The 21,974-nt window shown below is 69.8% G+C and carries 19 protein-coding genes and 2 pseudogenes; 9 read left to right on the top strand and 12 right to left on the bottom strand.

The window, feature by feature from the left end; all coding sequences use genetic code 11:
* Positions 1-74: 74 nt before the first annotated feature.
* The 4 genes and pseudogenes from ACIQ9G_RS29800 to ACIQ9G_RS29785 all read right to left on the bottom strand — a co-directional run bounded on the left by ACIQ9G_RS29800 (position 75) and on the right by ACIQ9G_RS29785 (position 4,371).
* Positions 75-647, bottom strand: coding sequence for a hypothetical protein (locus ACIQ9G_RS29800; protein ID WP_403615608.1), 573 nt, complete (start codon positions 645-647; stop codon positions 75-77).
* Between the two features lie 430 nt (positions 648-1,077).
* Positions 1,078-1,356: pseudogene (locus ACIQ9G_RS29795) on the bottom strand (transposase); the annotation flags it as partial.
* A 383-nt stretch (positions 1,357-1,739) separates the two neighbouring features.
* Positions 1,740-3,956: a multicopper oxidase family protein gene (locus ACIQ9G_RS29790; RefSeq protein WP_403615606.1), complete on the bottom strand. Its 2,217-nt coding sequence runs from the start codon at positions 3,954-3,956 to the stop codon at positions 1,740-1,742.
* Positions 3,957-4,047: 91 nt separating this feature from the next.
* Complete coding sequence (locus tag ACIQ9G_RS29785) at positions 4,048-4,371, bottom strand: SDR family oxidoreductase (protein ID WP_403615603.1); 324 nt, start codon at positions 4,369-4,371, stop codon at positions 4,048-4,050.
* Positions 4,372-4,628: 257 nt separating this feature from the next.
* Between ACIQ9G_RS29785 and ACIQ9G_RS29780 the strand changes: the two genes are divergently transcribed.
* Together ACIQ9G_RS29780 and ACIQ9G_RS29775 are read left to right on the top strand one after the other, a co-directional pair.
* Positions 4,629-5,504 carry a PhzF family phenazine biosynthesis protein gene (locus tag ACIQ9G_RS29780; RefSeq protein WP_403615892.1) on the top strand — a complete coding sequence of 292 codons (876 nt, stop codon included), beginning with the start codon at positions 4,629-4,631 and terminating at the stop codon, positions 5,502-5,504.
* A gap of 252 nt (positions 5,505-5,756) precedes the next feature.
* Positions 5,757-6,164, top strand: coding sequence for a hypothetical protein (locus ACIQ9G_RS29775; protein WP_403615600.1), 408 nt, complete (start codon positions 5,757-5,759; stop codon positions 6,162-6,164).
* Between the two features lie 199 nt (positions 6,165-6,363).
* Here the strand turns inward: ACIQ9G_RS29775 and ACIQ9G_RS29770 are convergent, their stop codons facing one another.
* On the bottom strand, positions 6,364-7,914 hold the full coding sequence (locus ACIQ9G_RS29770; RefSeq protein WP_403615597.1) for an FG-GAP and VCBS repeat-containing protein: 1,551 nt from the start codon (positions 7,912-7,914) through the stop codon (positions 6,364-6,366).
* 353 nt (positions 7,915-8,267) lie between these two features.
* Here ACIQ9G_RS29770 and ACIQ9G_RS29765 point away from each other — a divergent pair, with 353 nt between their 5' ends.
* On the top strand, positions 8,268-8,912 hold the full coding sequence (locus ACIQ9G_RS29765; protein ID WP_403615595.1) for a dihydrofolate reductase family protein: 645 nt from the start codon (positions 8,268-8,270) through the stop codon (positions 8,910-8,912).
* A 306-nt stretch (positions 8,913-9,218) separates the two neighbouring features.
* On the opposite strand, the gene ACIQ9G_RS29760 is transcribed toward ACIQ9G_RS29765, so the two are convergent.
* Together ACIQ9G_RS29760 and ACIQ9G_RS29755 are read right to left on the bottom strand one after the other, a co-directional pair.
* Entirely contained in the window at positions 9,219-9,629 is a 411-nt protein-coding gene (locus ACIQ9G_RS29760; protein ID WP_403615593.1) for a RidA family protein, read from the bottom strand.
* 125 nt (positions 9,630-9,754) lie between these two features.
* Entirely contained in the window at positions 9,755-10,570 is an 816-nt protein-coding gene (locus tag ACIQ9G_RS29755) for a hypothetical protein (RefSeq protein WP_403615590.1), read from the bottom strand.
* Between the two features lie 116 nt (positions 10,571-10,686).
* Here ACIQ9G_RS29755 and ACIQ9G_RS29750 point away from each other — a divergent pair, with 116 nt between their 5' ends.
* From ACIQ9G_RS29750 to ACIQ9G_RS29740, 3 genes are all read left to right on the top strand, one after another.
* Positions 10,687-11,370, top strand: a complete 684-nt coding sequence (locus tag ACIQ9G_RS29750) for a DUF899 domain-containing protein (protein WP_403615588.1) — start codon at positions 10,687-10,689, stop codon at positions 11,368-11,370.
* A 135-nt stretch (positions 11,371-11,505) separates the two neighbouring features.
* Positions 11,506-12,645, top strand: a complete 1,140-nt coding sequence (locus ACIQ9G_RS29745) for a winged helix DNA-binding domain-containing protein (protein ID WP_403615585.1) — start codon at positions 11,506-11,508, stop codon at positions 12,643-12,645.
* 89 nt (positions 12,646-12,734) lie between these two features.
* A complete protein-coding gene (locus ACIQ9G_RS29740) occupies positions 12,735-13,178 on the top strand; it encodes a cytidine deaminase family protein (RefSeq protein WP_403615582.1) in 444 nt (147 codons plus the stop codon).
* 127 nt (positions 13,179-13,305) lie between these two features.
* Here ACIQ9G_RS29740 and ACIQ9G_RS29735 read toward each other — a convergent pair.
* A pseudogene (locus ACIQ9G_RS29735) lies at positions 13,306-13,810 on the bottom strand (nitroreductase family deazaflavin-dependent oxidoreductase).
* Between the two features lie 165 nt (positions 13,811-13,975).
* Here ACIQ9G_RS29735 and ACIQ9G_RS29730 point away from each other — a divergent pair.
* From ACIQ9G_RS29730 to ACIQ9G_RS29720, 3 genes are all read left to right on the top strand, one after another.
* Complete coding sequence (locus tag ACIQ9G_RS29730) at positions 13,976-15,088, top strand: PP2C family protein-serine/threonine phosphatase (RefSeq protein WP_403615579.1); 1,113 nt, start codon at positions 13,976-13,978, stop codon at positions 15,086-15,088.
* Between the two features lie 9 nt (positions 15,089-15,097).
* Complete coding sequence (locus ACIQ9G_RS29725) at positions 15,098-15,634, top strand: MarR family winged helix-turn-helix transcriptional regulator (RefSeq protein WP_403615576.1); 537 nt, start codon at positions 15,098-15,100, stop codon at positions 15,632-15,634.
* A 264-nt stretch (positions 15,635-15,898) separates the two neighbouring features.
* Positions 15,899-16,552 carry a hypothetical protein gene (locus tag ACIQ9G_RS29720; RefSeq protein WP_403615573.1) on the top strand — a complete coding sequence of 218 codons (654 nt, stop codon included), beginning with the start codon at positions 15,899-15,901 and terminating at the stop codon, positions 16,550-16,552.
* A 320-nt stretch (positions 16,553-16,872) separates the two neighbouring features.
* On the opposite strand, the gene ACIQ9G_RS29715 is transcribed toward ACIQ9G_RS29720, so the two are convergent.
* The 4 genes from ACIQ9G_RS29715 to ACIQ9G_RS29700 form a co-directional block, all read right to left on the bottom strand.
* Positions 16,873-18,552: a chloride channel protein gene (locus ACIQ9G_RS29715; protein WP_403615570.1), complete on the bottom strand. Its 1,680-nt coding sequence runs from the start codon at positions 18,550-18,552 to the stop codon at positions 16,873-16,875.
* 442 nt (positions 18,553-18,994) lie between these two features.
* Positions 18,995-19,543: a GNAT family N-acetyltransferase gene (locus ACIQ9G_RS29710; RefSeq protein ID WP_403615567.1), complete on the bottom strand. Its 549-nt coding sequence runs from the start codon at positions 19,541-19,543 to the stop codon at positions 18,995-18,997.
* Between the two features lie 131 nt (positions 19,544-19,674).
* Positions 19,675-20,931, bottom strand: coding sequence for an MFS transporter (locus ACIQ9G_RS29705; RefSeq protein ID WP_403615565.1), 1,257 nt, complete (start codon positions 20,929-20,931; stop codon positions 19,675-19,677).
* The gene (locus ACIQ9G_RS29700; protein WP_403615563.1) at positions 20,922-21,422 is read right to left on the bottom strand and encodes a MarR family winged helix-turn-helix transcriptional regulator; all 501 of its coding nucleotides are present in this window, start codon (positions 21,420-21,422) and stop codon (positions 20,922-20,924) included. Before ACIQ9G_RS29700 ends, ACIQ9G_RS29705 begins: the two co-directional genes overlap by 10 nt.
* Between the last annotated feature and the right edge of the window lie 552 nt (positions 21,423-21,974).

The raw sequence follows: 21,974 nt of genomic DNA, 5'->3' as shown, positions 1-21,974 counted from the left end.
AAGGACTTACTGCTCGACAGCCGGGGACGGCGCGCCTCCTCAGCGGGCGGCCCCACAGCAGCAGCGCAGGGGCGTCAGCGTCCCTGCCTGGAGCTTCGGCCGCGCGGCGGGCGCGGTGACCGCCGCGGCCTGCGTGCGGGCTGAGGGCCGGTGTCGGCGGCGCCCGCGGAGGAGAACCCTCCGGGAACACGGGGGACGTCCGGTGCCGGGACCGTCTCGGCCCGCTGCACGACGGGGGTGGGGCGTCGCTGGGCGCGGCCCACGACGGAGGCGTGCGGGATCAGCGGCGCGCAGCTCTCGCAGACCTCTTCGACCACCCAGACGCGGCCGACGGTTGCGTCGTGGCGCAGGATGAGCAGCACGCCGCCCGTGCAGTGGTGCACCGTGGCCTGCGGGTGCGCCTCGCAGTGCTCGGCGCGGCAGTGGCAGGAGGCGTTGGCGCGGACGGTGGCGGCCCGGGCGTGGGCGGCCGCATGCCGCGCGGCGAAAGCCCGCAGTGCCGCCAGGTCCCTGGAGCGCGCCGGCATCCGGCAGGCGGCGATGCTGCACGTGACGGTGGCCGTACGGTCGGCGTGCCCGGTGAGCCGTACGGTCCAGGACCGTCCGGGAATGCGCTCGGTGAGCGCTTCGCTGGAGGCGGTAGTCAAACGAGGCCGTCCGATCGTGGTGCTTGGAGTGATGGATGCGCGCGGGCGCGGTGCCAACCGTGTGGCCCCCGCAGGGCGACTGCGCCAGCAGCATTCTTCCCTCACAGGACCGGTCCCAAGCCCTGCATTCTGCGAACGCAGGTGGTTCACCGGCACGTGTGGCGGCCCGAGGAGCCGTGTGCGCAGGTTCGACTCCTGCCGGGGCACCCGGCACAAGGTGCCCAAAGGCCCCGTCACCAGCGGAAACGCTGAGGCCGGGGTCTTCGCGTATGTGCAGGCAGATGCCGCCGAAAACAGCCGTTTGCCACTGATCACGTAATGACGATGTAATGATCTTGATGGGCCTCACAACAGGTGGACCGGGTGCCCCGCCCGGACGGCCACCTCCGGTCGCGGTCAGCATGGCATGCGGGAGGGACAGCCCGGCGGGTCACAGCCATTCACCGATCGCGGCGATCAGGACGGTGGCCTCGAAGCGGACCGCGAGTTTGTCGAACCTGGTGGCCACTGCCCGATCGCGCTTGAGCCGGTTGATCCCGCACTCGACCGCGTGCCGGGCCTCGTAGTCCTCCCGGTCGAAGGCTGGGGGCCGCCCGCCCGTCTTCCCGCGCCGCTTGCGGTTCCTGGCCTGGTCGGCCGGCTCCGGAATCGTGCAGCGGATCCCGCGCTCTCGCAGGTAGGCCCGGTTGACGCGGGACGAGTACGCCCTTGTAAGCCCACTGGGCAGCGATGCCCGGTGCGTGTCTGACTGCGTGACGACGCCGACGCACAACGGCGGACAACCGCGGTTGCCCGCGGACCGTCACAGCAGGTGAGACGCGCAGCAGCTCAAGGAAGCACCCCCGCCCAAGTTGCTTCGGGACGAGAAGGTAGTGGGTTCAAACCCCGCGACCCCGGGCAGGTGAGAGGGCCATTCGCGTGTGTTGAGCGAATGGCCCTCTGTCGTGCGCAGGGGTCACACAGGAGGCCAGACGAAGTTGATCAGGCCACCACTTCGCCGTAACCCCTTTCGCTATCACGGGCCGTAGCTGTATGCGGAAGACCTCCTCCGTGGTGGCCCGACTGCTGTGACCGACCACAGGCGCAGACGTGTCAGTGGTCCTTCTTGTGTCTGCCTCCGATTTGGTACGGCCGCATCATCTCGTTGTCCTCGTGCTCGACGATGTGGCAGTGCCAGACGAAGCGACCAGGGCGGTCGAACGTTGCCTTCACCCGGGTGATTTCTCCCGGATAGGCGATCACGGTGTCTTTGAAGCCACGCTCCCAGCTCTCCGGCGGAATGGGTGGCCCATTGAACGGTTGCCGGTTCACCACCTCGAACGCCACCTCGTGGATGTGGATCGGGTGGGCGTCCGCAGTGAAGTTGTACAGCTCCCATGTTTCGGTCGCGTTCACCCTCGGGTTCTCCGTGACCGGGTCGGCCCAGCCGAGCAGCACCGGATTGCCGGCGGAGTCGACCGTGCCGAGCAAGGTCTCGACCGGCGTGTCAGGCGGCACTGGGGGGACGTTGGTTGATGTCACCTCGTTGAGGGAGAGCCGGCGAGTGACGCTCGGCGAGCCGAGTGGCCTGATCTTGGGCAACTTGAGCTTGTCCGGCGGGACGCTCTTGTCCTTGCTCACCAGCGGCCCGACCACGAATTTCATCACCTGCCCGGTAGTGTCCGGATCCGCCGCGTCGAAGGGAACGCCGCGGCCGCCGAAGGGCGAGTCCGGTCCCTCGTTGATGAGGTACAGCTCGGTGCCTTCCGGGATCCCGGTGAAGTCGACGATGACGTCGGCCCGCTCCGCGTTGGCCAACAGCAGCTGCTCCAGCTGTACCGGTGCGGGCAGGAACCCGCCCTCGTTGCCGATCTGCCAGAACGGTACAGCCGACTGGGCCGGCCGGGCGGTCGGATTGTCCGCGATCTTCAGGATCAGGAACCGGGCATTGCATCCGTTGAGGAAGCGCAGCCTGTAGCGGCGCGGCTCGACCTCGAGCTTCGGCCATGTCCGACCGTTGACCACCATGGTGTTGGCGAAGAATTCGGGGTTCCAGTAGGGCGATACATCGGTGGTGGGAATGTACGGCCCAGGGAACCCGTCGAAGAATTCCCGGCTCGTGGGGTAGAACAGCGAGCCGTCTGAGTTGAACGAGCGGTCCTGGATGGCCAGGGGGATCTCGTGGTACCGCGTGCCCGGCGGATCGCCGAAGGCGGGCGCCGGCCCGGGCAGAACCCCCTTGGGCAGATCACACTCGCCGCCACGCAGCAGATAGAATCCGGCGGGCCCGGCGTACACGTTGAGCCGGGTCATACCCAGGGTGTGATCGTGGAACCAGATGGTCGCCGCCCGTTGGCGGTTGGCGTACTGGAAGGTCGCGGTACCCGGCTTCCACTTCAGGCCGTGCTCATCGGCGAACTTCTCCCGGAACTCGTTGTAGAACGAGCCCACGGTGGCGAATCCAGGAGGAATATTGTTCGCGCGTGGCAGGTACCACGCTTCGGCGTAGCCGTCGCTCTCCTCGGCGGAATGCCCACCGTGCAGGTGAGTGACGATCGGCACGGGTCCGTCATACGGAGGCGGCGTATTGCTGAACGTCGGCCGGGAATCGCGCCCGACATTGCCGCCGGGCGGGTTCGCCCAGTGCAGGGTGGGGTCGACCGTCAGCAAGTGCGGGAGGAAACGGCCCTGGTCGTCGACGAGATCGTTCACCCAGGTGACCCGGACAGGCCGATCGACCCTGGCCTCGATGGTGAACGACGGATAGTTGAAGGTGTTGCTGTCCCCGAGCGAGCCGTATCCCCATACGGTGGTGGACGGCAAAGTGGGCGGCAATACCTGCTGGCTGAACTGCCGGACGCCGATGACGTATGTGTCGATGTCATGACGCTTCGAGTGGCGAGCCATCGGCATCACCGGCGGGATCACCAGGTCGGTGACGTATTTCGGGATGGTTGTGGGGTCCAGGGTGGGGACTGGGAATGTGCCGACAGACCTGGCGCTTGGGGCCACCACGGTCCCATTCGGGAGTGCCACCGCCCCATTAGGTCCTGGAAGGACCAGGGCCGCCCCGCCAACGGCCCCGACTACGAGCACGTCTCTTCGTGCAATCATTTCTCTCGCCTTCTGCGGCCCGCGGGCGTCGATCATCTCCTCACGGAATGTTAGGACGCATACACAATGGGTAGTGGGACTTGACTGGTGTGTCGTCAGATTGTCGGGGCTGATCGGCGTGCGGGCTTCCAGTTGTGCCAGGGTGGCAGTGATCACGCTGGTGAAGGGCCAATGCTTCGCGAGGCGAAGAGTGCGGCGGCGGCTGGTGGTGACCACTTGGGCTCCGGCGGAGAACAGCCGCAGGCGGAGCTGGCGGGGGTTTCCCGCAGGCGCGGCTCCGCGCCAGGACTCCAGGAACACCTCTGAGTCACGCCACTGGCTTCACCGGTCGACCCGGACACGGCTCAACTCTCACTGCGCGACGCCCGGCTGCCAGCACGTCCAACCGGCCGTATGTCCTCGCCACGGTCTGGACGATCCGCTCCGGCTCGCCCTCGGCTGTGAGGTCAGCCGGCAGCGGCATGATCCGGTTGTGTCCGGCCGCGGTCTCCTCCAGCAACTCGCTGCGTCGTCCGATCACGACCACATGGGCGCCCTCGGCGGCAAAGGCACGGGCCGTTGCCCGGCCGATGCCGGTGCCGGCTCCGGTGACGACGACAACTCTATTGCTCTGCGTCGCGGTGCTGTTCATGCTCGGCATCGTTCAACCCTGCCGCCAGCGGCAAGGTCAAGGGCTCATTGGGCAGCAAGCACCCCGCCCGTAGGTATGGAGCTTGACTCGGTCACTGAGACTCCGGCCGCGCGTCAATGTGCGGGCTCCAGGGTTGGGGCACGCAGATCGCCCCGGAGACCGTCGGCTCGCCGACGTGTGAGCACGAGCGGGCCGAACGCCGCAAGGTCAACGTTTCCTTGGGAAATAGCCGCGGGCCGCCCCGTGTTGCCGCAACCATGACGACAAACGCGCCGCGGCCCGAGGTGCTGCGATACACCGCCTTCTCCAGCGCCCCCGACGGCGGGAACCCCGCCGGCGTCGTTCTGGACGCCACCGGACTGGACGACAGCGCCATGCTGGCCATCGCCGCCGACCTCGGATACTCGGAGTCCGCTTTCCTGACCGCGCCCCCGGAGGATCTCGGCGGCCGGCGAGGAAGGGCCTACAGCATCCGTTACTTCAGTCCGAAGGCCGAGGTGCCGTTCTGCGGGCACGCCACCGTCGCGACCGCCGTCGCGCTCGCCGAGCGGACAGGTCCCGGGGAACTGCTTTTCGCGACGCCCGCCGGCACCGTGCCGGTGCAGGTGGCCGAGGAGGGCGGGACGGTCACTGCCACACTCACCAGTGTCGAGCCGTACGTCGAGAGGATCGCTGACGTCGACCTCGCGGAGGCGCTCGCCGCGCTCGGCTGGCCGGTCGCCGATCTCGACCCGGCCTTTCCGCCCCGTATCGCGTTCGCCGGTGCCCGCCATCTCGTGCTCGCGGCGGCGACTCGCGCGCGTCTGGCGGACCTTGCGTACGACTTCGCGCGTCTCGAAGCCCTGATGCACCGCCTGGACCTGACCACGGTCCAGTTGGTGTGGCGGGAGTCGGCCACCGTCTTCCACGTTCGTGACCCGTTCCCCGTCGGCGGCGTCATCGAGGACCCCGCGACCGGCGCCGCGGCCGCCGCGTTCGGTGCGTACGCCCGCGAGCTGGGCCTGGTCCCCGAGGACGCCGTTCTCAGCCTGCATCAGGGCGAGGACCTGGGCCGTCCCGGCGAGCTCACGGTGACGCTGCGCGCGGGTGACTCACGCGTCCGTGTCAGCGGAACGGGGACTCGCATCGGCTGAAGTGCCGACCACCACGGCATATTTGGCGGTCTCCGCCATATCCCGATCACCGTGGGTCAGGCAGTCTCTGGCCCTCGCCGCTTATCAGTGGAGTGAATGTCTGCCGCCGCGAGCGCGACGCCGGCAAATCATTGGTCGAGGGCCCCGACCAGCCCTGTCGGAAGGGATTGACGGGGCCCTCGACACCGCCGAACCTGATCCATCATCCATCGAAGACGGGTAGGTTCCCACGTGCAGCGCACAAGCGCCCGTATGAAGGTCAGTTGGATCTGCTTGTCCATCGTCGGTGCCGGCATTCTGGCCTTCGGCATCGTCACAGTCGTGGCGCCACCCTCCCCCGAACCACTCATGCGGGCTGACGGCATGGCGTCGATCGGCATGGGTCTGTTCGGGATGACGACGACACTGGGCCCGTTCCGCCGCCGGGATCAATGGGCATGGCTCACGCAGTGGTTCTATCCGGTCTTCTGGGTTGTGCACTTGGTGGCTCGGCTGCCGCCAGGCAAGGATCACATCCATCAGGTGGTCTTCATCGTCCTGTCGCTCACGGGTTTGCTCTTGCCAGTCCGTGAGTTCTTCCCGCGCCTCTGGCAGTCGGCGCCGAACGTGATGAAGTACGTGGACGATGGCGCAAGCGACCACGAACGACAGTCGTGCTGATCTCCGCGGAGTCGATGGACGCCGTTCCGTCGTTGCCGTCGAAGCGTCGGCTGGTGGGGCACCGCATGCCACGGCCGCGAGGCCACGGCATGCGGTGCTGCGACAAGGGTTCTCGGCCGGGCGCGTGGCGGCCCATCGGCCCGTACGTGATCGAAGGCCGCGTACGGGCCGCTCTCCGTGCACCGCCCGGGCGAAGCGTCTAGTCGTCGATCGCCGCACCGTAGCGCGCGTCCGTCGGCAGGCCGCCGAACGCGCTCGCGCCGTAGTTCCAGGAGCCGGAGGTGGTCAGGCCCGAGCTGCCCGCGGAGAACACCCAGACGTAGCCGTCGTTGGTGTTCTCCCCGGGTGCCGAGGCGAGCAGGCCGAAACGGCCGTCGTCGTTCGGGTCGGTGAAGGAGACCTGGCCGCCGAACTTGTCACCCTTCTCGACCGTGCCCGGGACGTTCGCGGTGCCCTGGGTCACGGACAGTGCGCCGGTGGACGTCATGCCCTTGGCCGAGCCACGCAGGACCGTGAAAGCGCCCGCGTCCGCGACGCTGCCGATGTCCTCGCCCGCGACACCGATCGCCACGTCCGCGTACCCGTCGCCGTTGCTGTCGCCGACGGAGAGGTCCGTGCCGAAGCCGTCGCCCTGCTCGCTCGCGCCCGGCACGCCCGCCGAGTTCTGGGTCCACCACACGGGCGGGGTTCCCGGCCCCTCCTGGCCGGCGGGCCCGTCGGCACTGCCGTAGTAGACGCCGACCATGCCGCCGGTCATGCTCGCACCGCCGTCGTCCGGGCTGTGCGGCTCTCCGGTGACCAGGTCGTCGTAGCCGTCGCCGTTGATGTCGCCGGACGCGACGACCGGGCCGCCGCGTACCGCGGTGACCGGCAGCGGCTCCTGGTTCGACGCGGTGCCGGGCAGGATGTACGACCAGCCGTAGCCCGGCTCGTCGCCCACGCTGGTGCCTGAGACGACCAGGTCGGCGAAGCCGTTGTTGTCGTAGTCGCCCGTGGTCATCGACTTGGGCTGGATGCCCGGCGCGTCGTCGGCAGAGGCCCGGCTGAGCGTCTTCCGGGGAGGCGAAGTGAGCGTGGTGCGCGACTTCTGCACCGGCCGCCGCGCCTGCGTGTCCGTGCTCTTGGCGCTGGGCTGGGGGGCGGGCTCGAAGGTGTAGACCGTCAGCCCGACCGAGTCCATGACGGCGAGGAGGTCGCCCGGGGTCGTGTCATCGAAGCGGGCCGCGGCGAGCGAGGCGCCGAACCGGCCGCCCGCGGTGGGGCCGTCCGACTCCAGCCAGTCGCTGACCGATCCGGTGAGGCCGTTCGGCGTGCCCCAGAGGATGACGGCGCCACCCGCCTTGGCGACGGTGCCGAGGTCCTCGCCGGGGATGCCGATGATCGCGTCGTCGTAACCGTCGCCGTCGAGGTCGCCGGTGGCGAGCGACGTGCCGAAGCCGTCTCCGGTCTCGGCGGCGCCGGGGACACCCGTGGAGTTCTGGCTGAAGGCCTTGGCTCTGGTCGTGCCGATGCCCTTGGGCCCGCCGTACTGCACGGTGACCATGCCGGCGCCCTTGTACCCGCCGACCGCCGCCCCGGGGCCGCCGACGAGCACGTCGTCGTATCCGTCTCCGTTGAAGTCGGTGTTGCGGTCGTTGGCCTGTGTTCCGCCGGGTGTTCCGGCGTAGGCGCTCGGAGCGGTCGCGATGACCGCGCCCGTCACGAGGAGAAACGATGCCGCCGCGACGGCGGCCGAGCGGTGCTTGCGCATGAGCGGCTCCTTGGCTCAGATACGACCGGCTTGCTCGGGGGCGCGGGGGGTGTCCGGACAGGTCCCGTTCCTGTCTCCGGTGCCGTGTTTGACGCCGGATGTGGAGGAAGGGTTGTACGGGAGGCATATCTGCCATGTGCTCCGGTACCGTCAACTGGTGCCGATCGGAGGGGCGCCGGTGCTGACGTGCAGGTTCACCTGCTCCCGGCGAGGAATACTGACACGACGCCGCCGAAGACCGCGTCATGTCGTTCTCCCACGAGCGGCCCGGGGCACGGGCGGTGCCCGATGAGTCCTGCCGCCCCGGGGAGTCATCACCGTCGTCACCGTCGTCGACAACGCAGGAGGAACACGTGCCGCAGCTACTGAGAGTCCAGAACTTCAGTGTCTCGAGCGACGGGATCGCTGCCGGTGAGGACCAGAGTCTCGAGAGGCCGTTCGGTCACGTCGAGCCCGAGAGGCTGTTCGCATGGGCCGGCGCCACAGCGAGCTGGCCCATGCGCAGCGACCCCGGAGGCAGCCGGGGCCTGGACGACTACTTCACGCGGGACTTCGCGCACAACATCGGCGCCGAGATCATGGGCCGCAACAAGTTCGGGCCCCAGCGCGGGCCCTGGCACGACCACGACTGGCGCGGCTGGTGGGGAGAGGAGCCCCCGTTCCACACCCCGGTGTTCGTCATGACCCACCACAAGCGTCCCTCGTTCACACTCTCCGACACCACGTTCCACTTCGTCGACGGCGACCCGGCCACGGTCCTCGAGCAGGCGCGGGAGGCGGCACTCGGCAAGGACGTGCGCCTCGGCGGCGGGGTCACCACCATCCGGAACTTCCTCGACGCCGACCTCGTCGACACCCTGCACGTGGCGGTCTCACCGGTGAAACTCGGAACCGGGCTACGTCTCTGGGAGTCCCCCGAGGAGCTGCTCGACCGGTTCCACCTCGACGTCGTACCCAGCCCGAGCGGCGTGACGCATCACCTGTTCTGGCGCAAGTGAACAGGGCGGCCACTCGTCTCCCCCCCCCCCCCCCGGACTGATCGCTTCCGGCATCGACACCCCCGTTACGATCACCCCGGTCCGGTGGCGGGCCTCTGGCGCAGACGTGACGCACAAGAGGATCGCCGGGACGGCTCCCCAGGTGGGAACACACCACCCGCCGCGCCGCTGTCAAGGCAAAAGACCAGTTCAGAGGCGGGCGGCGCCGGGGCTACGGGCGCTGGGGCGACCGAGCCGGAGCTATGGAGCGACGCGATACAGATCCATCCGTGGCAGCGCTGCGCCGCCGCAGCGCGGCGCCGGGTCTCACGCATCGAGTACGGCGGCCACGGCCTCGATCTCGACGAGCTGGTCCTGGTAGCCGAGCACAGTAACGCCCATCAAAGTGCTGGGGACGTCATGGTCGGCGAACGAGTCCCGGACCACCTTCCAGGCAGCGACCAGGTCCTCCCGCCGGGCCGATGCGACAAGCACCCGCGTACTGATGACGTCCCGCAGTGACGCGCCCGCGGCAGTGAGAGCAGCCTGCATGTTCTCAACGGCTTTCGAGGCCTGGCCCGCGTAGTCCCCGATCGCCGCGGTCGAGCCGTCGTCGTTCAAGGGACACGCTCCAGCGAGGAAGATCAGGCGGGACTCGGCGGGCGCCGTGGCCGCATAGGCGTACTCGGCGACGTCGGACAGGGAGTCCGAGCGGATAAGGGTGATAGCACGAGCCACGGTCGTCGCGTCCTTTCCAGCGAATGCGGAGCGCGGCCATCCTGCCAACCACGCACCGGCATCCGCCTTCTGATTTTCCCAGCAGCCGGGGAGTGCCGATCCGTCCGCCGTTCAGCGCGTCGCCCTCACGTGCACGGCTGACCATCCTCTCCGGCCGCGGAAGCGAGTTCGTGGAGCAGCGCGGCCACGGCGGCGTCGGTCAACCGGTAGCCGTCGGCGGTCTCCGCGATGTGGCCCGAGGCGAGGCGGGACTTCCACCACTGCTCCACGAAGCCGGGGGCATATCCGCCGGTGCAGAAGCCGTACGGATCGGAGGCGACGCCGAAGGCGATCATGAGCCCGTAGTACGGCTGCGCGTAGGAACGCTGAGACTCTGGAGGGTTCGCGAGGTAGCCCTCCAAGGAGCCGACCTGGTTGAAGCTGGTGAACAGCCAGAACAGGTAGTCGTACATCAACAGGGAGCGCGCGTCGGCGTGGAGGGCGAAGTACCCCTTGTCGCGTACGACGGCCTCCGCGAGCGCCCGCATGCGGCGGTCCGCGCCGGGCAGGACGTCCGCGACCTCGCGGAAGGCACGCAGCAGGACCGGAGAGAACTCGCGGAAGGCACGCAGCAGGACCGGAGAGAAACCGCCGTCGCGCACCGCGGCCAGGGCGGCGAGCCGGTCATGCTCCGAGGTGTCGTAGACGGATCCGTCGACCGGGCCCGTGATGAACGCCTCGAAGTTCTCAGCGACCAAAGTGATCGCGAAGTCGTACTCCTGGTCGACGTGGACCACAGTCGGCTCGCCGAGCCTGCCGCACGCGCGGTAGTCGAGGGCGAGCATGTCGTGGCCGGCGGAGGGAGTGGCGGCGAAGTAGACGCCGATGTCGGGGTAGTCCCACGTGTCGATCCAGAACCGGCTGCCGAACGTGCCGCGGAGCGACTGCGGCCGGGTCCCCATGTGCCAGTAGATCATCAGAGAGGTGACCGGCTTCGCCGGAGACCGATGAGTTCCGGTGCCCGCCGGGGTCTGTCTCCACGGAAGCGAAAGCCACGCACCAGCTCTGTGAGGGGACCATGACCACCCACGCCCTACCACCCGTCGTCGACGCCGCGACCTGGGAGCACCGGCTCGAGGCACTGCGCGCCCGGGAGAAGGCCGCGACTCGGGAGCTCGACGCCATCGCCGCCGAGCGCCGCCGCCTGCCGATGGTCGAAATGCCCGACTACACCCTCGAAGGGGAGGACGGCCCGGTTCGGCTCGTGGACGTCTTCGAAGGCAAGAAGCAGCTGATCGTCTACAACCACATGTGGTTCGCGGGCAAGGAATGGCAGTGCCCCGGCTGCACCGGGTTCACCTCGCAGTACACCCGCCTGGAGTTCCTGGACGCCTACGATGCACGGTTCGTCGTCGTCACCCAGGGCCCGATCAAGGAAGCCCTCGCCTACAAGCAGCGGGTCGGCAATCGGATGACGTGGTACTCGACCGCCAACAGCTCGTTCGGGGCCGACGTCGGCGCCCCGCCAGACGGAGGGTTCGCCGTCAACGTGTTCCTGCGCGACGGCGACACCGTCTACCGCACCTGGCACACCAACGGCCGGGGGACCGAGCAGCTCAGCCACACCTTCGCGCTGATCGACGTACTGCCGTACGGACGGCAGGAGGAATGGCAGGACTCGCCCGAGGGCTGGCCCCAGTCGCCCACCTACAGCCGGTGGGCGACGTCCCAGGACATCGCGGCGCGCTACGGCGAGGGGTGAGCATCACGGCGTCGGCGGCACGCGGCTCGTCGTGCCGCCGTCCCCGCATGTCCCTATGCCGTGCGAGGTTCTTCAACTGACCGGCCTGTATCGCCAATTGACCCGCGCGAGAGCCGGAAGTGGCACGATCCGGCCATGAACCTCACCGCGCGTCAGCTCGCTCTGGCCACCTTGGACCGTCAGCTCCTGCTCGGACGCCGGCGCCTCGATGTGGCGGATGCGGTTCGCCGGGTGTGCGCTCTGCAGGCGCAGACACCGGCGTCACCTTACCTGGCACTGTGGAACCGCGTGCAGGACTTCGCGCCCCAGGACCTCGATACGGCGTTCGCGGACGGCCGTATCGTGAAGGCGACCCTGATGCGCATCACTCTGCACGCCGTGCACGCCGAGGACTACACGCCCTACCGCGCCGCGATGCTGAGCAGTCTGCGGGCGTCGCGGCTCTACGACCGCCGCTTCACCGCGACGGGGCTGAACCCCGCCGACGCCGACGCGCTGCTTCCCGAGCTCGCGGGGTTCCTGGCGCGACCCCGCACCGGTGCCGAGGTGCAGAGCGAGCTCACGGGACGGTACGGCGAGCACGCGCACCGCGTGTGGTGGGCGCTGCGCACGTACGCGCCGCTGCACCATGCTCCGACCGGCGGCCCGTGGTCGTTCACACAGCCGAACACCTACCGGGACTCTTCGGCGACCCCCGGCTCCGCGTCGCAGGAAGCGAACGCCGGGGTCGAGCGGCTCCTGGTCGCCTACCTGCGGGCGTTCGGACCGGCGTCGGCCCAGGACTTCGCCCGGTTCACCCTGCTGACGCGCCCCGTGATCACCCGGGCCCTGCAGGAACTCGGCGACCGGGTGGTGCGGGTGACGGGTCCGGGCCGCGCCGCCCTGTTCGACCTGGCGGGTGCCACCGTGCCCTCCGAGGACACCCCGGCACCGCCGCGGCTGCTGCCGATGTGGGACAGCACCCTGCTGGCCCACATCGGGGCAGGGCGCGTGGTGCCCGAGGAGTACCGGCCGCTGGTCGTGCGGCGCAACGGCGACGTGCTGCCCTGCCTGCTCGTCGACGGTCACGTCGCCGGAGTGTGGCGCGCGGCCGACGGGGGACTGGAGCTGACCGCCTTCCACAAGCTCGGCAAGGCCGCGTGGCAGGGCTTGACCGAGGAGGCGCAGAAGCTGTCCGTGCTGCTCGCCGACCGCGATCCAGCCGTCTACCGACGCTACGGACACTGGTGGGACAAGGGGTTTCCCGACGTCGAGAGAAGGATCGTCAGGGGCTGACCGCGCCGTCCGGCTGTTCCGCCGGATGATGCAGCAACAGATCATGCCGATATGCGCTTGCGCCCCCACCTCACACAGGTCAACGTCGCTTGACACCTGACGTAGGCAGAGGAGACGAGACGACCGTGCAGAGCCACCCCGTCGACCGCGAACTGATCCAGACTGCGGCTCACGTAGCCCGCACTCGTTGCCGGGGTGACAACCACACCATGGCGGCCGCCGGCCGCGCTCAGGACGGCCGGATCGTGACGGCGGTGAACGCCTACCACTTCACCGGAGGCCCCTGCGCCGAGCTGGTGCTCATCGGGGCGGCGGCCGCCCAGGGGTTGTACGAGTTGGACACGATCGTGGCCGTGGGTGACCGCGACCGGGGGGTCGTCCCCCCGTGCGGCCGATGCCGTCAGGTCCTTCTCGACTACTTCCCGGGCATCAAGGTCATCGTCGGCGAAGGCGACCGCGTGCGCACCGTCGGTATCGCGGACCTGCTCCCCGAAAGCTACGTCTGGGCCGACCACCAGCTCGACGCCGAGTGAAAGCGGCTGGCGACCCACTACGGGATACACGCCGACCCCGATCTTGGCCGCCTTCGACTCGCAGGAAAAAGCCGCGCCCCAGGCTCGTCGATCGTCGGATCGGTGCAGCTGTCGAGGACGAGGGCGGTCAGGGCGGCGGGGAGTCGGTTCCGGCGACCAGGCGCACGAAGGGAATGGCCCTGCCGGCTTCGCGGAATCCGGCGTCGGTCCCGTTTGACGGCAGGCCCATGAACGCGCACAGGCGGCGTGCGAACCGAGGATGCCGGGCGGCGTAGTGCGCCATGATCTCGGCCCCGTCGTCCGAGGTGGGGAAGTGGGCCGTCACGGCGTAGTGGCGGTTGCCCACCTGGATGACGGTCTTAGGCTCCGCAAGCAGGTTGCGGTACCAGGCTGCCCCCGGACCGAAGCCGGAGGCGACGATCCAGCTGCCGTCGGACGGTGTGCCCCACTGCCTCGAGGATCACCTGTCGGTCGAGGCCCGTCACGCGACCTCTGTGGTGCAGGAGGAGCAGCCGTCCGCCGAAGACCCATCCCAGGCGGCAGCGGAAGAAGAGAAGCGGCAAGCGAGCGGCGAGGCGCCGCCAGCCGGTGGGGAGCGGGGGCCGGTCCGGCTCGGTCTGCCTGTCGGGCATCGTCGCCATCCAAGGGATCGGAAACGGCACTCGGCATGGATGAGCCGAGGAGCGCAGTCGGGTCTGCTTCATCGCAGAACCTTTGCATAGTCTAAACGTAGACGGTAGCGGTGGCCAGAAGCGCCAGAGCCGCTCTCAAGCACTGCTGTCCAGCGGAAGGACGCCATGACCATGGCCAAGTCGGCAGCCGGTGTCCCGGTGCTGTTCTGGATGCCGGTGGCGGTGATGGCTGTGGTGGCCGCGGCGGATGTCGTCGCCGGGCCGGGCATCGGGTTCCTGCCGCTGGTCTCGCTCGGCCCTGCGTTCTCGGGGCTGCTGGGCGGATGGCGGCGTACGGCGCTGATCGGCGTGGTGGCTCTGCTGGTGTGCGTGGGGCTCGGCCTGTACGACGGGCTGTTCGTGGAACGCCGGGGGTTCACGGCGATGGCGTCGGTCGTGGGTGTCACCGGCGCGGGCATCGCCGCGGCCGTGATGCGCTCGCACCGGGAGGAGGAACTGGCCGGCGTGAAGTCGATCGCGGAGGTGGCCCAGCGGGTGCTGCTGCGGCCGGTACCGCGGACCGCCGGGCCGCTGCAGGTGGCGGTGTCGTACACCTCGGCGGTTGCCGAGGCGCGCATCGGCGGTGACCTGTACGAAGTGGTCGCCTCGCCGCACGGGATCCGGGTGATCGTGGGTGACGTGCAGGGCAAGGGGCTGGCCGCGGTGGAGACCGCCGCCGTGGTGCTCGGAGCCTTCAGGGAGGCGGCTCACGACGAGCCCGACCTGGTCGGCCTGGGCGAGCGGTTGGAGCGGAGCGTGGCCCGGGAACTGAGAGGAGAGAAGTTCGTGACGGCCGTGCTGGCCGAGTTCGGCCCAGGGCACGACGTCGTCTTCCTCAACCACGGTCACCCGGCCCCGATGGTCGTCCGGGAGGGCGGCACCGTCGATTTCCCGCAGCCTCCCTCCTACGCCCTGCCCCTCGGCCTGGGCGCGCACGTGGGCGAGGCCCCGGAGCCATATCGGGTGGACTTCGGGCCTGGCGATCAGCTTCTGCTCTACACCGACGGCGTCACCGAGGCACGGGACGCACGCGGCTGCTTCTACCCCCTCCGTGATCGGGCGGACCTGCTCGAGGATCCCGACGCGCAGCGCGCCCTGGAGGCCCTTCGCGAGGACCTGGTGCGGCACGCTGCCGGGCCGCTTCAGGACGACGCTGCGATGCTCCTGCTCCGGTACCGCGGCCGACTGGAAGCAGAATCCGTTCCCCTGGCGTGCGAGGGCAGGGACTTGGCACGGTAGAAAGGACGCATGCCGGAGCGCGACACCCCCGTGGGGGCCATGGAAGACGTTGATGCGGTCACCCGGGCGGTGCTGACCGCCTCCAGGCTGCTCGTGGCCATCTCCGCCCGGTCTTTGGCCGAGGTCGAGGAGCGGGTGACCGTCCCGCAGTTCCGGATGCTGGTCGTACTGTCCACCAGGGGCGCCACCAAGCTCGTCGCGCTCGCGGACCTGCTCCAGGTGGCTCCGTCGACGGCCATGCGCATGGTGGACCGGCTCATCGCGGCCGGGCTGGCCGATCGGCAGGCCAATCCCGACAATCGCCGCGAGACACTGCTGCGGCTCACCGAGGAAGGTCGCCGCACGGTCGAGAATGTGACCGCCCGGCGACGCGCCGAGATCGCTTCGATCGTGGCCCGCCTCAGCCCGACGCAGCGGCTGGCGCTCATCGAGGCGCTCAACGCTTTCAACGAGGCAGGGACGGAGCCCCCGGCTCCAGCGGTGGACGCCCTTGAGCCGCACCCGCTCGGCTGGGTGGTGGACGCCACGGTGGCGCGCGACAGGTGACCCGTCATGGGTCCGGGGCCGGCCTCGCCCCCCTTCCCCGGACCTGCCATGTTTTTGCATAATGCAAGCGAATGGTGGGCTTGAGGCTTCGCTCGCCGGGCTCTGACGTGGCAGTGCGGGTCTTGCGAGTGCGCTTCGCCGGGCAGACGGGATCCGTCCGGCGCGGCAGGGCACGGGGCCGGTGATGGACGGGAAACGACGTTGCGGACGAGACAGGTGATGCGTCGACGGGGTGTGCACCGGTCCGCGGCGGAGCCACACCTGATGGCGCATATGCGGTCCGTGGTGTGGGGGCCGGCCGAATTCGTCGGTCTGCCGCCGAGGTGGCTGATGGTGGAGGGGATTCTTGCGGGAACCCTCGGAGCCGGAGCGATCGTCGGCACCACGGTGGTCGGCGTCTGGACCGGCAGACCCTCGCTGGCAAACGGCGAAGCCGGCCTCGCCTGCGCGGTGGCCCTCGTCCTCTATCTGCTCCTGGTGCGGGCCGGCCGCGCGCTGGTCGGCATCGTCGCCGTAATCGCCGCATTCCTTGCGCTTCAGGCCCCGCAGGCCGCCGCGGGCGTGCTGCTCGCGGCAGAGGGGCGGGTGCAGCCCGTGGTGGTGACATCCGTCGAGGCAGGGCGAGCGGCGGGCAACGGACGCGGCCGCTACCTCTGCTCGGTGGTGGACCCCGACGGCGCGCCGCTCACGGTGCGCATCTGGCGCGGCTGCGGTCGGGCAACGCGGCCTGGAGACGCTCTCGCCGTCCTCTACGACCCGAAAGGGCGGGTCGCCCCCCGTGGCCTGGGAGTCGGGACGACGCCGACGGGGCCGCTGCGCGACCTGGCCCCGTGGGTCGTCGCCCTCGTCGCCGGGAGCGCCGTCGCCGTGGTTCGCTCATTTCGGCTTTCCAGCCCGCCCGAACCAGCCGGCCGTTGACCGGCCAGGCGCCGAAGAAACCGACGATCATGGCGAGCTGCGACCCCTGTTTGGCGGGCGTGTGTCAGTGGTGGCTGCGATGCTCACGGCGTGATCACGTGGAACCTGCTTGATCTCGACCAGGACCTGCGAGCCGACTGGGCCGCAGACACCCCTGGCCGCAGGGCAGCATGCCGATGTCGTCGATGAGGAGGAGATGGCAGCGGGCGATCTTCGCGACGGCCTTGGAGACGGAGTGGTCGACGGTCGCTCGTCCGGGATTTCCGGGGTGGGCTCGTCGTCGGTCATGCGTGGGGGCGCCGTGGGAGCGAGCGGCGTCGCTATGCAGGCGTGTGCAGCGCGCGCAGCGCGCTCTGGTGGCTGAGCCAGCCGACCGGCTTGCCGTGGGCCGACTCGAGGACTGGCATGCCGGTCCCTCCCGTTGAGAGCAGGGCGTGCAGAGCCTGGGCCAGGGGCTGGTCGGCCGTGACGGAAGCGGGCGGCTCGGCGAGCTGCCCGACGAGCCTCGGTGCGCCCTCCGGCTGTTCCGCGAGCGCTTCGGCCACCGCCTGGGCGGTGACGACGCCGACGTAGTCTCCGGCCTCGTCGAGCACCGGGAGCGCTCCGTGGCCCGACCGGCTCAGCAGGTCGGCCGCGTCCGTCAATCCCGTGGCCGCGGGCAGGGGTGAGGGCAGGACCTCCATGACGGTGCTGACCTGCTGAGCGCCGATGCGCGCCCCGCGAGCGGGGCCCTCCAGGTCGATGCCGCGGCGGCGCAGTTTGAGGGTGTAGATCGTGTCGCGGGTCAGCAGGCGGCTGGAAGCGGTGGCGAGCACGATGGCCAGCATCAACGGCAGGATGATCGAGTACTCGCCGGTGAGCTCGAAGAGGATCACCACGGCGGTGATCGGTGCCCGCGCCGCCCCGGCGAACACGGCGCCCATGCCCACGAGTGCGTAGGCGCCCACCGGGCCCGCCGCGCCGGGCAGCATCCGGTGGACCCCGATGCCGTACGCCGAGCCCAGCATCGCGCCGATGAACAGGCTGGGCGCGAAGACCCCGCCCGATCCGCCGATCCCGATCGTCAGGCTGGTCGCCAGCATCTTGCCGCCCAGCAACAGCAGCAGGAAGCCGACCGCGTAGCCGCCCGCGGTCGCCTCCTGCAGCACCGGATAGCCGACGCCGTACATCTCGGGCAGGACCAGCAACAGCAGGCCCAGGGCGAGGCCGCCGACCGCCGGGCGCAGCCACTCCGGGCCGCGCCAGAGCCAATCGCAAGCGTCCTCGATCAGGTACAGGAACCGCGAGAAACCCACTCCGACCGCCGCGGCGACCACGCCCAGCAGTGCGACCAGACCGTACTGGGCGAGGTGCTCGACGCGGAAGGCCGGCAGGCGCAGGAAGGCCGCGTTGCCGAAGGCCGCGCGCCCGATGACGCTCGCGGTGACGCTGGCCAGCACCGCCGCACCGAACGCCTCGGCGGAGAGGGTGCCCAGGATCAGCTCCATGGCGAAGAAGACACCGGCCAGCGGCGCGTTGAAGGTGGCCGCGATCCCGCCCGCCGCACCGCAGGCGACCAGCAGCCGCATCCGGCCCTCGCTCACCTTGGCCACCCGGCCCAGCGTTGAGCCGAGCGCCGAGCCGATCTGCACGATCGGGCCCTCACGGCCCACCGACCCGCCGGAACCGATGGTCAGGGCGGAGGCGAGCGTCTTGACCACGGCCACCTTGGGGCTGATCCGTCCGCCGCGCTGGGCCACCGCGAGCATGACCTCGGGCACTCCGTGACCCCGCGCCTCCTTGGCGAAGCCGTGTACCAAGGGCCCGTACAGCAGACCGCCGATGACAGGAGCGAGGAGAAGAAAGTACGGACCGAGCCACGGCACATGCCCATTGCTCGCGCCGGCCGAGGCGGCGTAATCGGCATGACCGGAGAGGAGACGGGTGAACGTCGTAATGCACCAGCGGAAGACGACCGAGCCCGCGCCCGCCCCGGCGCCCACCAAGACGGCCAGTGCCATCAGGCTCGCTGGTGCGGTGCGAAGTCCTGCGAGCCTCGGCCCGCGTGTGAAGCCACTCGTCGCGCTGCTGGTCACTTGCTTCCCGTCCGCTGTCGCCGGTACGGCGCTCATCGCACCCCTTCCATACCTTTGCATTATGCAAAACGAGTCAAGTGGGCGGGTCCCGGGGGCACGGGGTCTCGGGTTCCTCGCATCTGATCGAGGTGGGCGTCCACGGGTCCGAGCCGAGCGGGGCCGCCGGGCCGCCCGCCAGAGGGAGCTCGTCGGTGCGACCACGACGGCGAATGCGGCGGCCCCTGGGCGCCGAGTGCCACCTGGTGCGGGGTATCCCGGCGATCCCGTTCCGGGGTGGGCTGCCTCGGCGACAGCCCGGCAAGCTCCACGCCGTCCCAAGCTGCGTCCGAACGGCCCTTAACGTTAGGCCGGCAGTAGCCTCGCGGCGCTATGCGCCGGGGTCGCGGAGGCCGACCGCGTCATGCCTCCAGAACGGTTCCGCATAGACCAGCGTCCCCGTCATCCACGTCTCGTACCCCGGCAGCCGGATGACCTGGAAGGCGCCGTCCGGAATGCGCAAGGACGGCTTCCGGAAGCCCTGGTCGCCGCCGGGCGCGAACCCCAAACGGGAGTAGTAGCCCGGATCGCCCTCCAGGAAGACGAGAGGGACGGCCCGATCAGCGAGGACCTTCAGTCCGCGTTGGACCAACGCCGATCCGACACCGCGCTTCTGGTGCTCGGGCATGACAGCCAGCGGGCTGAGCACCTGCACCGGAACCAGCCGACGAGGGGCGTCGAGCAGGCTGCGGGTGAACATGACGTGCCCGACGATCTGCCCGTCGTCCTCGGCGACCAGTGAGAGACCGTCCCCCGGGGTGACCGTGTCCCGCAGGGTGTCGACCAGGTCGGCCACGACACGGCCGTGGTCACCGAACGCGCGAAGGTGAATGTTCCGCACGGTCTCTCTGTCACTGGGAAGTTCCTCGCGAAGATGCATGCCCGCAGGGTAGGAAGCCCTCCCGCACGCTCGCACCGGATTTTGGAGCCCGGCCGACGCGGCGCCTCGATAGCTGCTCCACCTCGATAGCTGCTCCAGCCAAGCGTCCTCCTTGTGCCCCCGGAGCCAGCTCACGGGCCGGCTGCGGCCGGCTGTGGAGGGGGTGCGGTCGAGGAAGTGCGCAGTTCCGTCGTGGTGGCGCCCACGAAGGCGACGGCGCCGAGACACAGCAGGCCCCCGCTGACGAGGGCCGCTGCTCCCGAGGCGGCGTCCGCGACCAGGCCGCCGCGCATGTTGCCGATGTCGGGCCCGGCTTGCCCGACGATCTGTTCGGCGGCGCTGACGCGGCCGAGCAGTTCGCGGGGGGTGTGCGTCTGGACGACGGTGCTCCGGGACACGACGGAGACGGTGTCGGCGGCGCCGGCCACGGCGAGGAAGGCCAATCCGGTCCATGGGTCGGGTGACATGCCGAACAGGGTCAACGCCGCGCCCCAGGTGGCACATCCGCCCAGCATGACCAGGCCTGGGCGGGGCAGCCTGGTGAAGGTCCCGGAGAAGACGGACGCCGCCACTCCGCCGAGGGCGATGGCCGTGAGGAACAGTCCGAGCGTCCGCGGGTCGCCGCCGAACCGTTCCGCGTTGATCAAGGGGAACAGGCTGATGGGCATCGACAACACGGTGGTGGCCAGGTCGGTGAGGAGGGCCCCGCGAACGGCGGGAGTACGGCCCAGGAAGGCCAGACCGTCCAGCACTCCCCGCAGACCGGGCCGTGCGCCCTCGTCGCCGGCTTCCATGTGCGGCAAGCCGAACGCGCCGTAGAGCGCGGCGACGAACGTCAGGGCGTCGATCAGGTAGCAGCCGCCGACGCCCCACCCGCCCACGATCAGTCCGCCCAGAGCGGGACCCATCAGCATGGCGCCCTGGAAGGAGATCCGTCTCAGCGCCAGTCCCGCTGCCAACTGGTGCCCGGGCAGCAGGTGAGGAAGGAACGTGCGGGAAGCCGGGCCACCGCAGGCGACCAGGCAGGACTGGGCCGCGACCAGCCCCAGAACACCGGCCACGGGAAGATGTCCGAGGAAGCCCTGCAGCGCGAGGAGGAGCGAGCACACGGCCTGCCCGCCGGTCGTGAGCAGATACAACTTCCGGCGGTCCGCCCGGTCGACGAGCGATCCGGCGAAGAGCGCGAGCGCGAAGAGGGGAACCGCCTGCGCCAGCCCGATGGCACCCGTCCACGTGGTGCTCTTCGTCGTCTGCCAGACCTGGAACGTGACGGCGACGAGCGTCATCTGACTTCCGAAGCCGGACAGTGCCTGGCCGATCCACAACCGCCGGAACGCCGGTGACGACCGTAACGGAGTCACGTCGAGCAGGGTGCGTCTCAGCCCCATGCGGGGTCCTCCGCCAGCTTCTCGGCGATCCGGTCGTGGAAGGTCTTGCGCTCCAGAGCCTGCTCGATATCCACGACGACCCGCGAGAGCGGGTAGGGAAGCTCCGCTTCGAGGTCCGCGAGGGCGGCCTCGGTGGCACGCCATTCCGCCGCCAAGCGACCGATCACGCGGCGGGCTTGGTCGGTGAGCATCACCTTCTTGCTCCGCGCGTCGTCGCCCGCGACGGTCTCGACCCAGCCGGCCGCGCGCATCGCGGCGACCTTCTGGCTGAGTGCCGAATGCGTGCGGTGAACCGAGTCGGCGAGTTCGGTGATGGTCATGGGGCCGCGGGCGTGCAGCCGGAGCAGTTCCATGACGAAGCTCGGTTTGAGCCCGTCGATCCGCTCTTCGGAGTAGATCCGGGCGATGTCGGCGTCCATCGAGGCCTGGAGCAGACGCAGGGGCCGCCAGAGGCTCTGCCGCGTCGGGTCGGGTGCCTGGGGATCGATCATCAGTCCACTGTAACAGCGCTTATATAAGTGCTGTTGCTTTCCTCGCCCGCGCCTGCGCCGGTCACGTGCCGGCCGAGGCGCGGCCAGGAGAAGGCGCCCCCACCCACGGCATCCGGCACGTGACAGTCCCCCCTTTGGCCGACTTGTGGCCGCGGGTCCGAGGCGGTGCCGGTGCGGGCCGGGCACTACGGTCCGAGGCCCTGCTGCGAGGCGGCGTCGACGGCCCGCCGGCCACTCTTGGTACCTGCCGGCGCTGGGAACCACCTGTGCGGCACATTCCCTGGCCGGGCCCCGCCACCGTCGAGGTCCCGCTGTGCGGGCGGGGGCTCGTACTGGTGCCGTCGTATTTCGGCGGGCCCGCGCCGATGTACCGGCCCGGGGAGCCCACTGTGCTGATCCACCCGATGCATGCGGGCGACTCCCCCGCCGGCGGCTCGGACGCCCTCGGCCCCTTGCTCGGGCGCACCCAGGCGGGCCGTTCTGGTTTCGCGGTATCCGGCCACCACGACGGCGCTCGCCGACCGCGTCGGCGAGTCGCTGACCTCTGCCAGT

This window comes from Streptomyces sp. NPDC096152 (genome assembly GCF_044763235.1).
GTDB lineage: Bacteria > Actinomycetota > Actinomycetes > Streptomycetales > Streptomycetaceae > Streptomyces.
The sequence above is the reverse complement of the archived record's forward strand: the minus strand, read 5'-3'. Positions and strand labels throughout refer to the sequence as shown.

What these genes read in the sequence shown, in the direction of transcription:
- ACIQ9G_RS29785 (WP_403615603.1), bottom strand. Translation starts at nt 4,371, where the DNA reads ATGAACAGCACCGCGACGCAGAGCAATAGAGTTGTCGTCGTCACCGGA.
- ACIQ9G_RS29780 (WP_403615892.1), top strand. Translation starts at nt 4,629, where the DNA reads ATGACGACAAACGCGCCGCGGCCCGAGGTGCTGCGATACACCGCCTTC.
- ACIQ9G_RS29775 (WP_403615600.1), top strand. Translation starts at nt 5,757, where the DNA reads ATGAAGGTCAGTTGGATCTGCTTGTCCATCGTCGGTGCCGGCATTCTG.
- ACIQ9G_RS29770 (WP_403615597.1), bottom strand. Translation starts at nt 7,914, where the DNA reads ATGCGCAAGCACCGCTCGGCCGCCGTCGCGGCGGCATCGTTTCTCCTC.
- ACIQ9G_RS29755 (WP_403615590.1), bottom strand. Translation starts at nt 10,570, where the DNA reads ATGGGGACCCGGCCGCAGTCGCTCCGCGGCACGTTCGGCAGCCGGTTC.
- ACIQ9G_RS29750 (WP_403615588.1), top strand. Translation starts at nt 10,687, where the DNA reads ATGACCACCCACGCCCTACCACCCGTCGTCGACGCCGCGACCTGGGAG.
- ACIQ9G_RS29745 (WP_403615585.1), top strand. Translation starts at nt 11,506, where the DNA reads ATGAACCTCACCGCGCGTCAGCTCGCTCTGGCCACCTTGGACCGTCAG.
- ACIQ9G_RS29730 (WP_403615579.1), top strand. Translation starts at nt 13,976, where the DNA reads ATGACCATGGCCAAGTCGGCAGCCGGTGTCCCGGTGCTGTTCTGGATG.
- ACIQ9G_RS29725 (WP_403615576.1), top strand. Translation starts at nt 15,098, where the DNA reads ATGCCGGAGCGCGACACCCCCGTGGGGGCCATGGAAGACGTTGATGCG.
- ACIQ9G_RS29720 (WP_403615573.1), top strand. Translation starts at nt 15,899, where the DNA reads ATGGCGCATATGCGGTCCGTGGTGTGGGGGCCGGCCGAATTCGTCGGT.
- ACIQ9G_RS29715 (WP_403615570.1), bottom strand. Translation starts at nt 18,552, where the DNA reads ATGGCACTGGCCGTCTTGGTGGGCGCCGGGGCGGGCGCGGGCTCGGTC.
- ACIQ9G_RS29710 (WP_403615567.1), bottom strand. Translation starts at nt 19,543, where the DNA reads ATGCATCTTCGCGAGGAACTTCCCAGTGACAGAGAGACCGTGCGGAAC.
- ACIQ9G_RS29705 (WP_403615565.1), bottom strand. Translation starts at nt 20,931, where the DNA reads ATGGGGCTGAGACGCACCCTGCTCGACGTGACTCCGTTACGGTCGTCA.
- ACIQ9G_RS29700 (WP_403615563.1), bottom strand. Translation starts at nt 21,422, where the DNA reads ATGATCGATCCCCAGGCACCCGACCCGACGCGGCAGAGCCTCTGGCGG.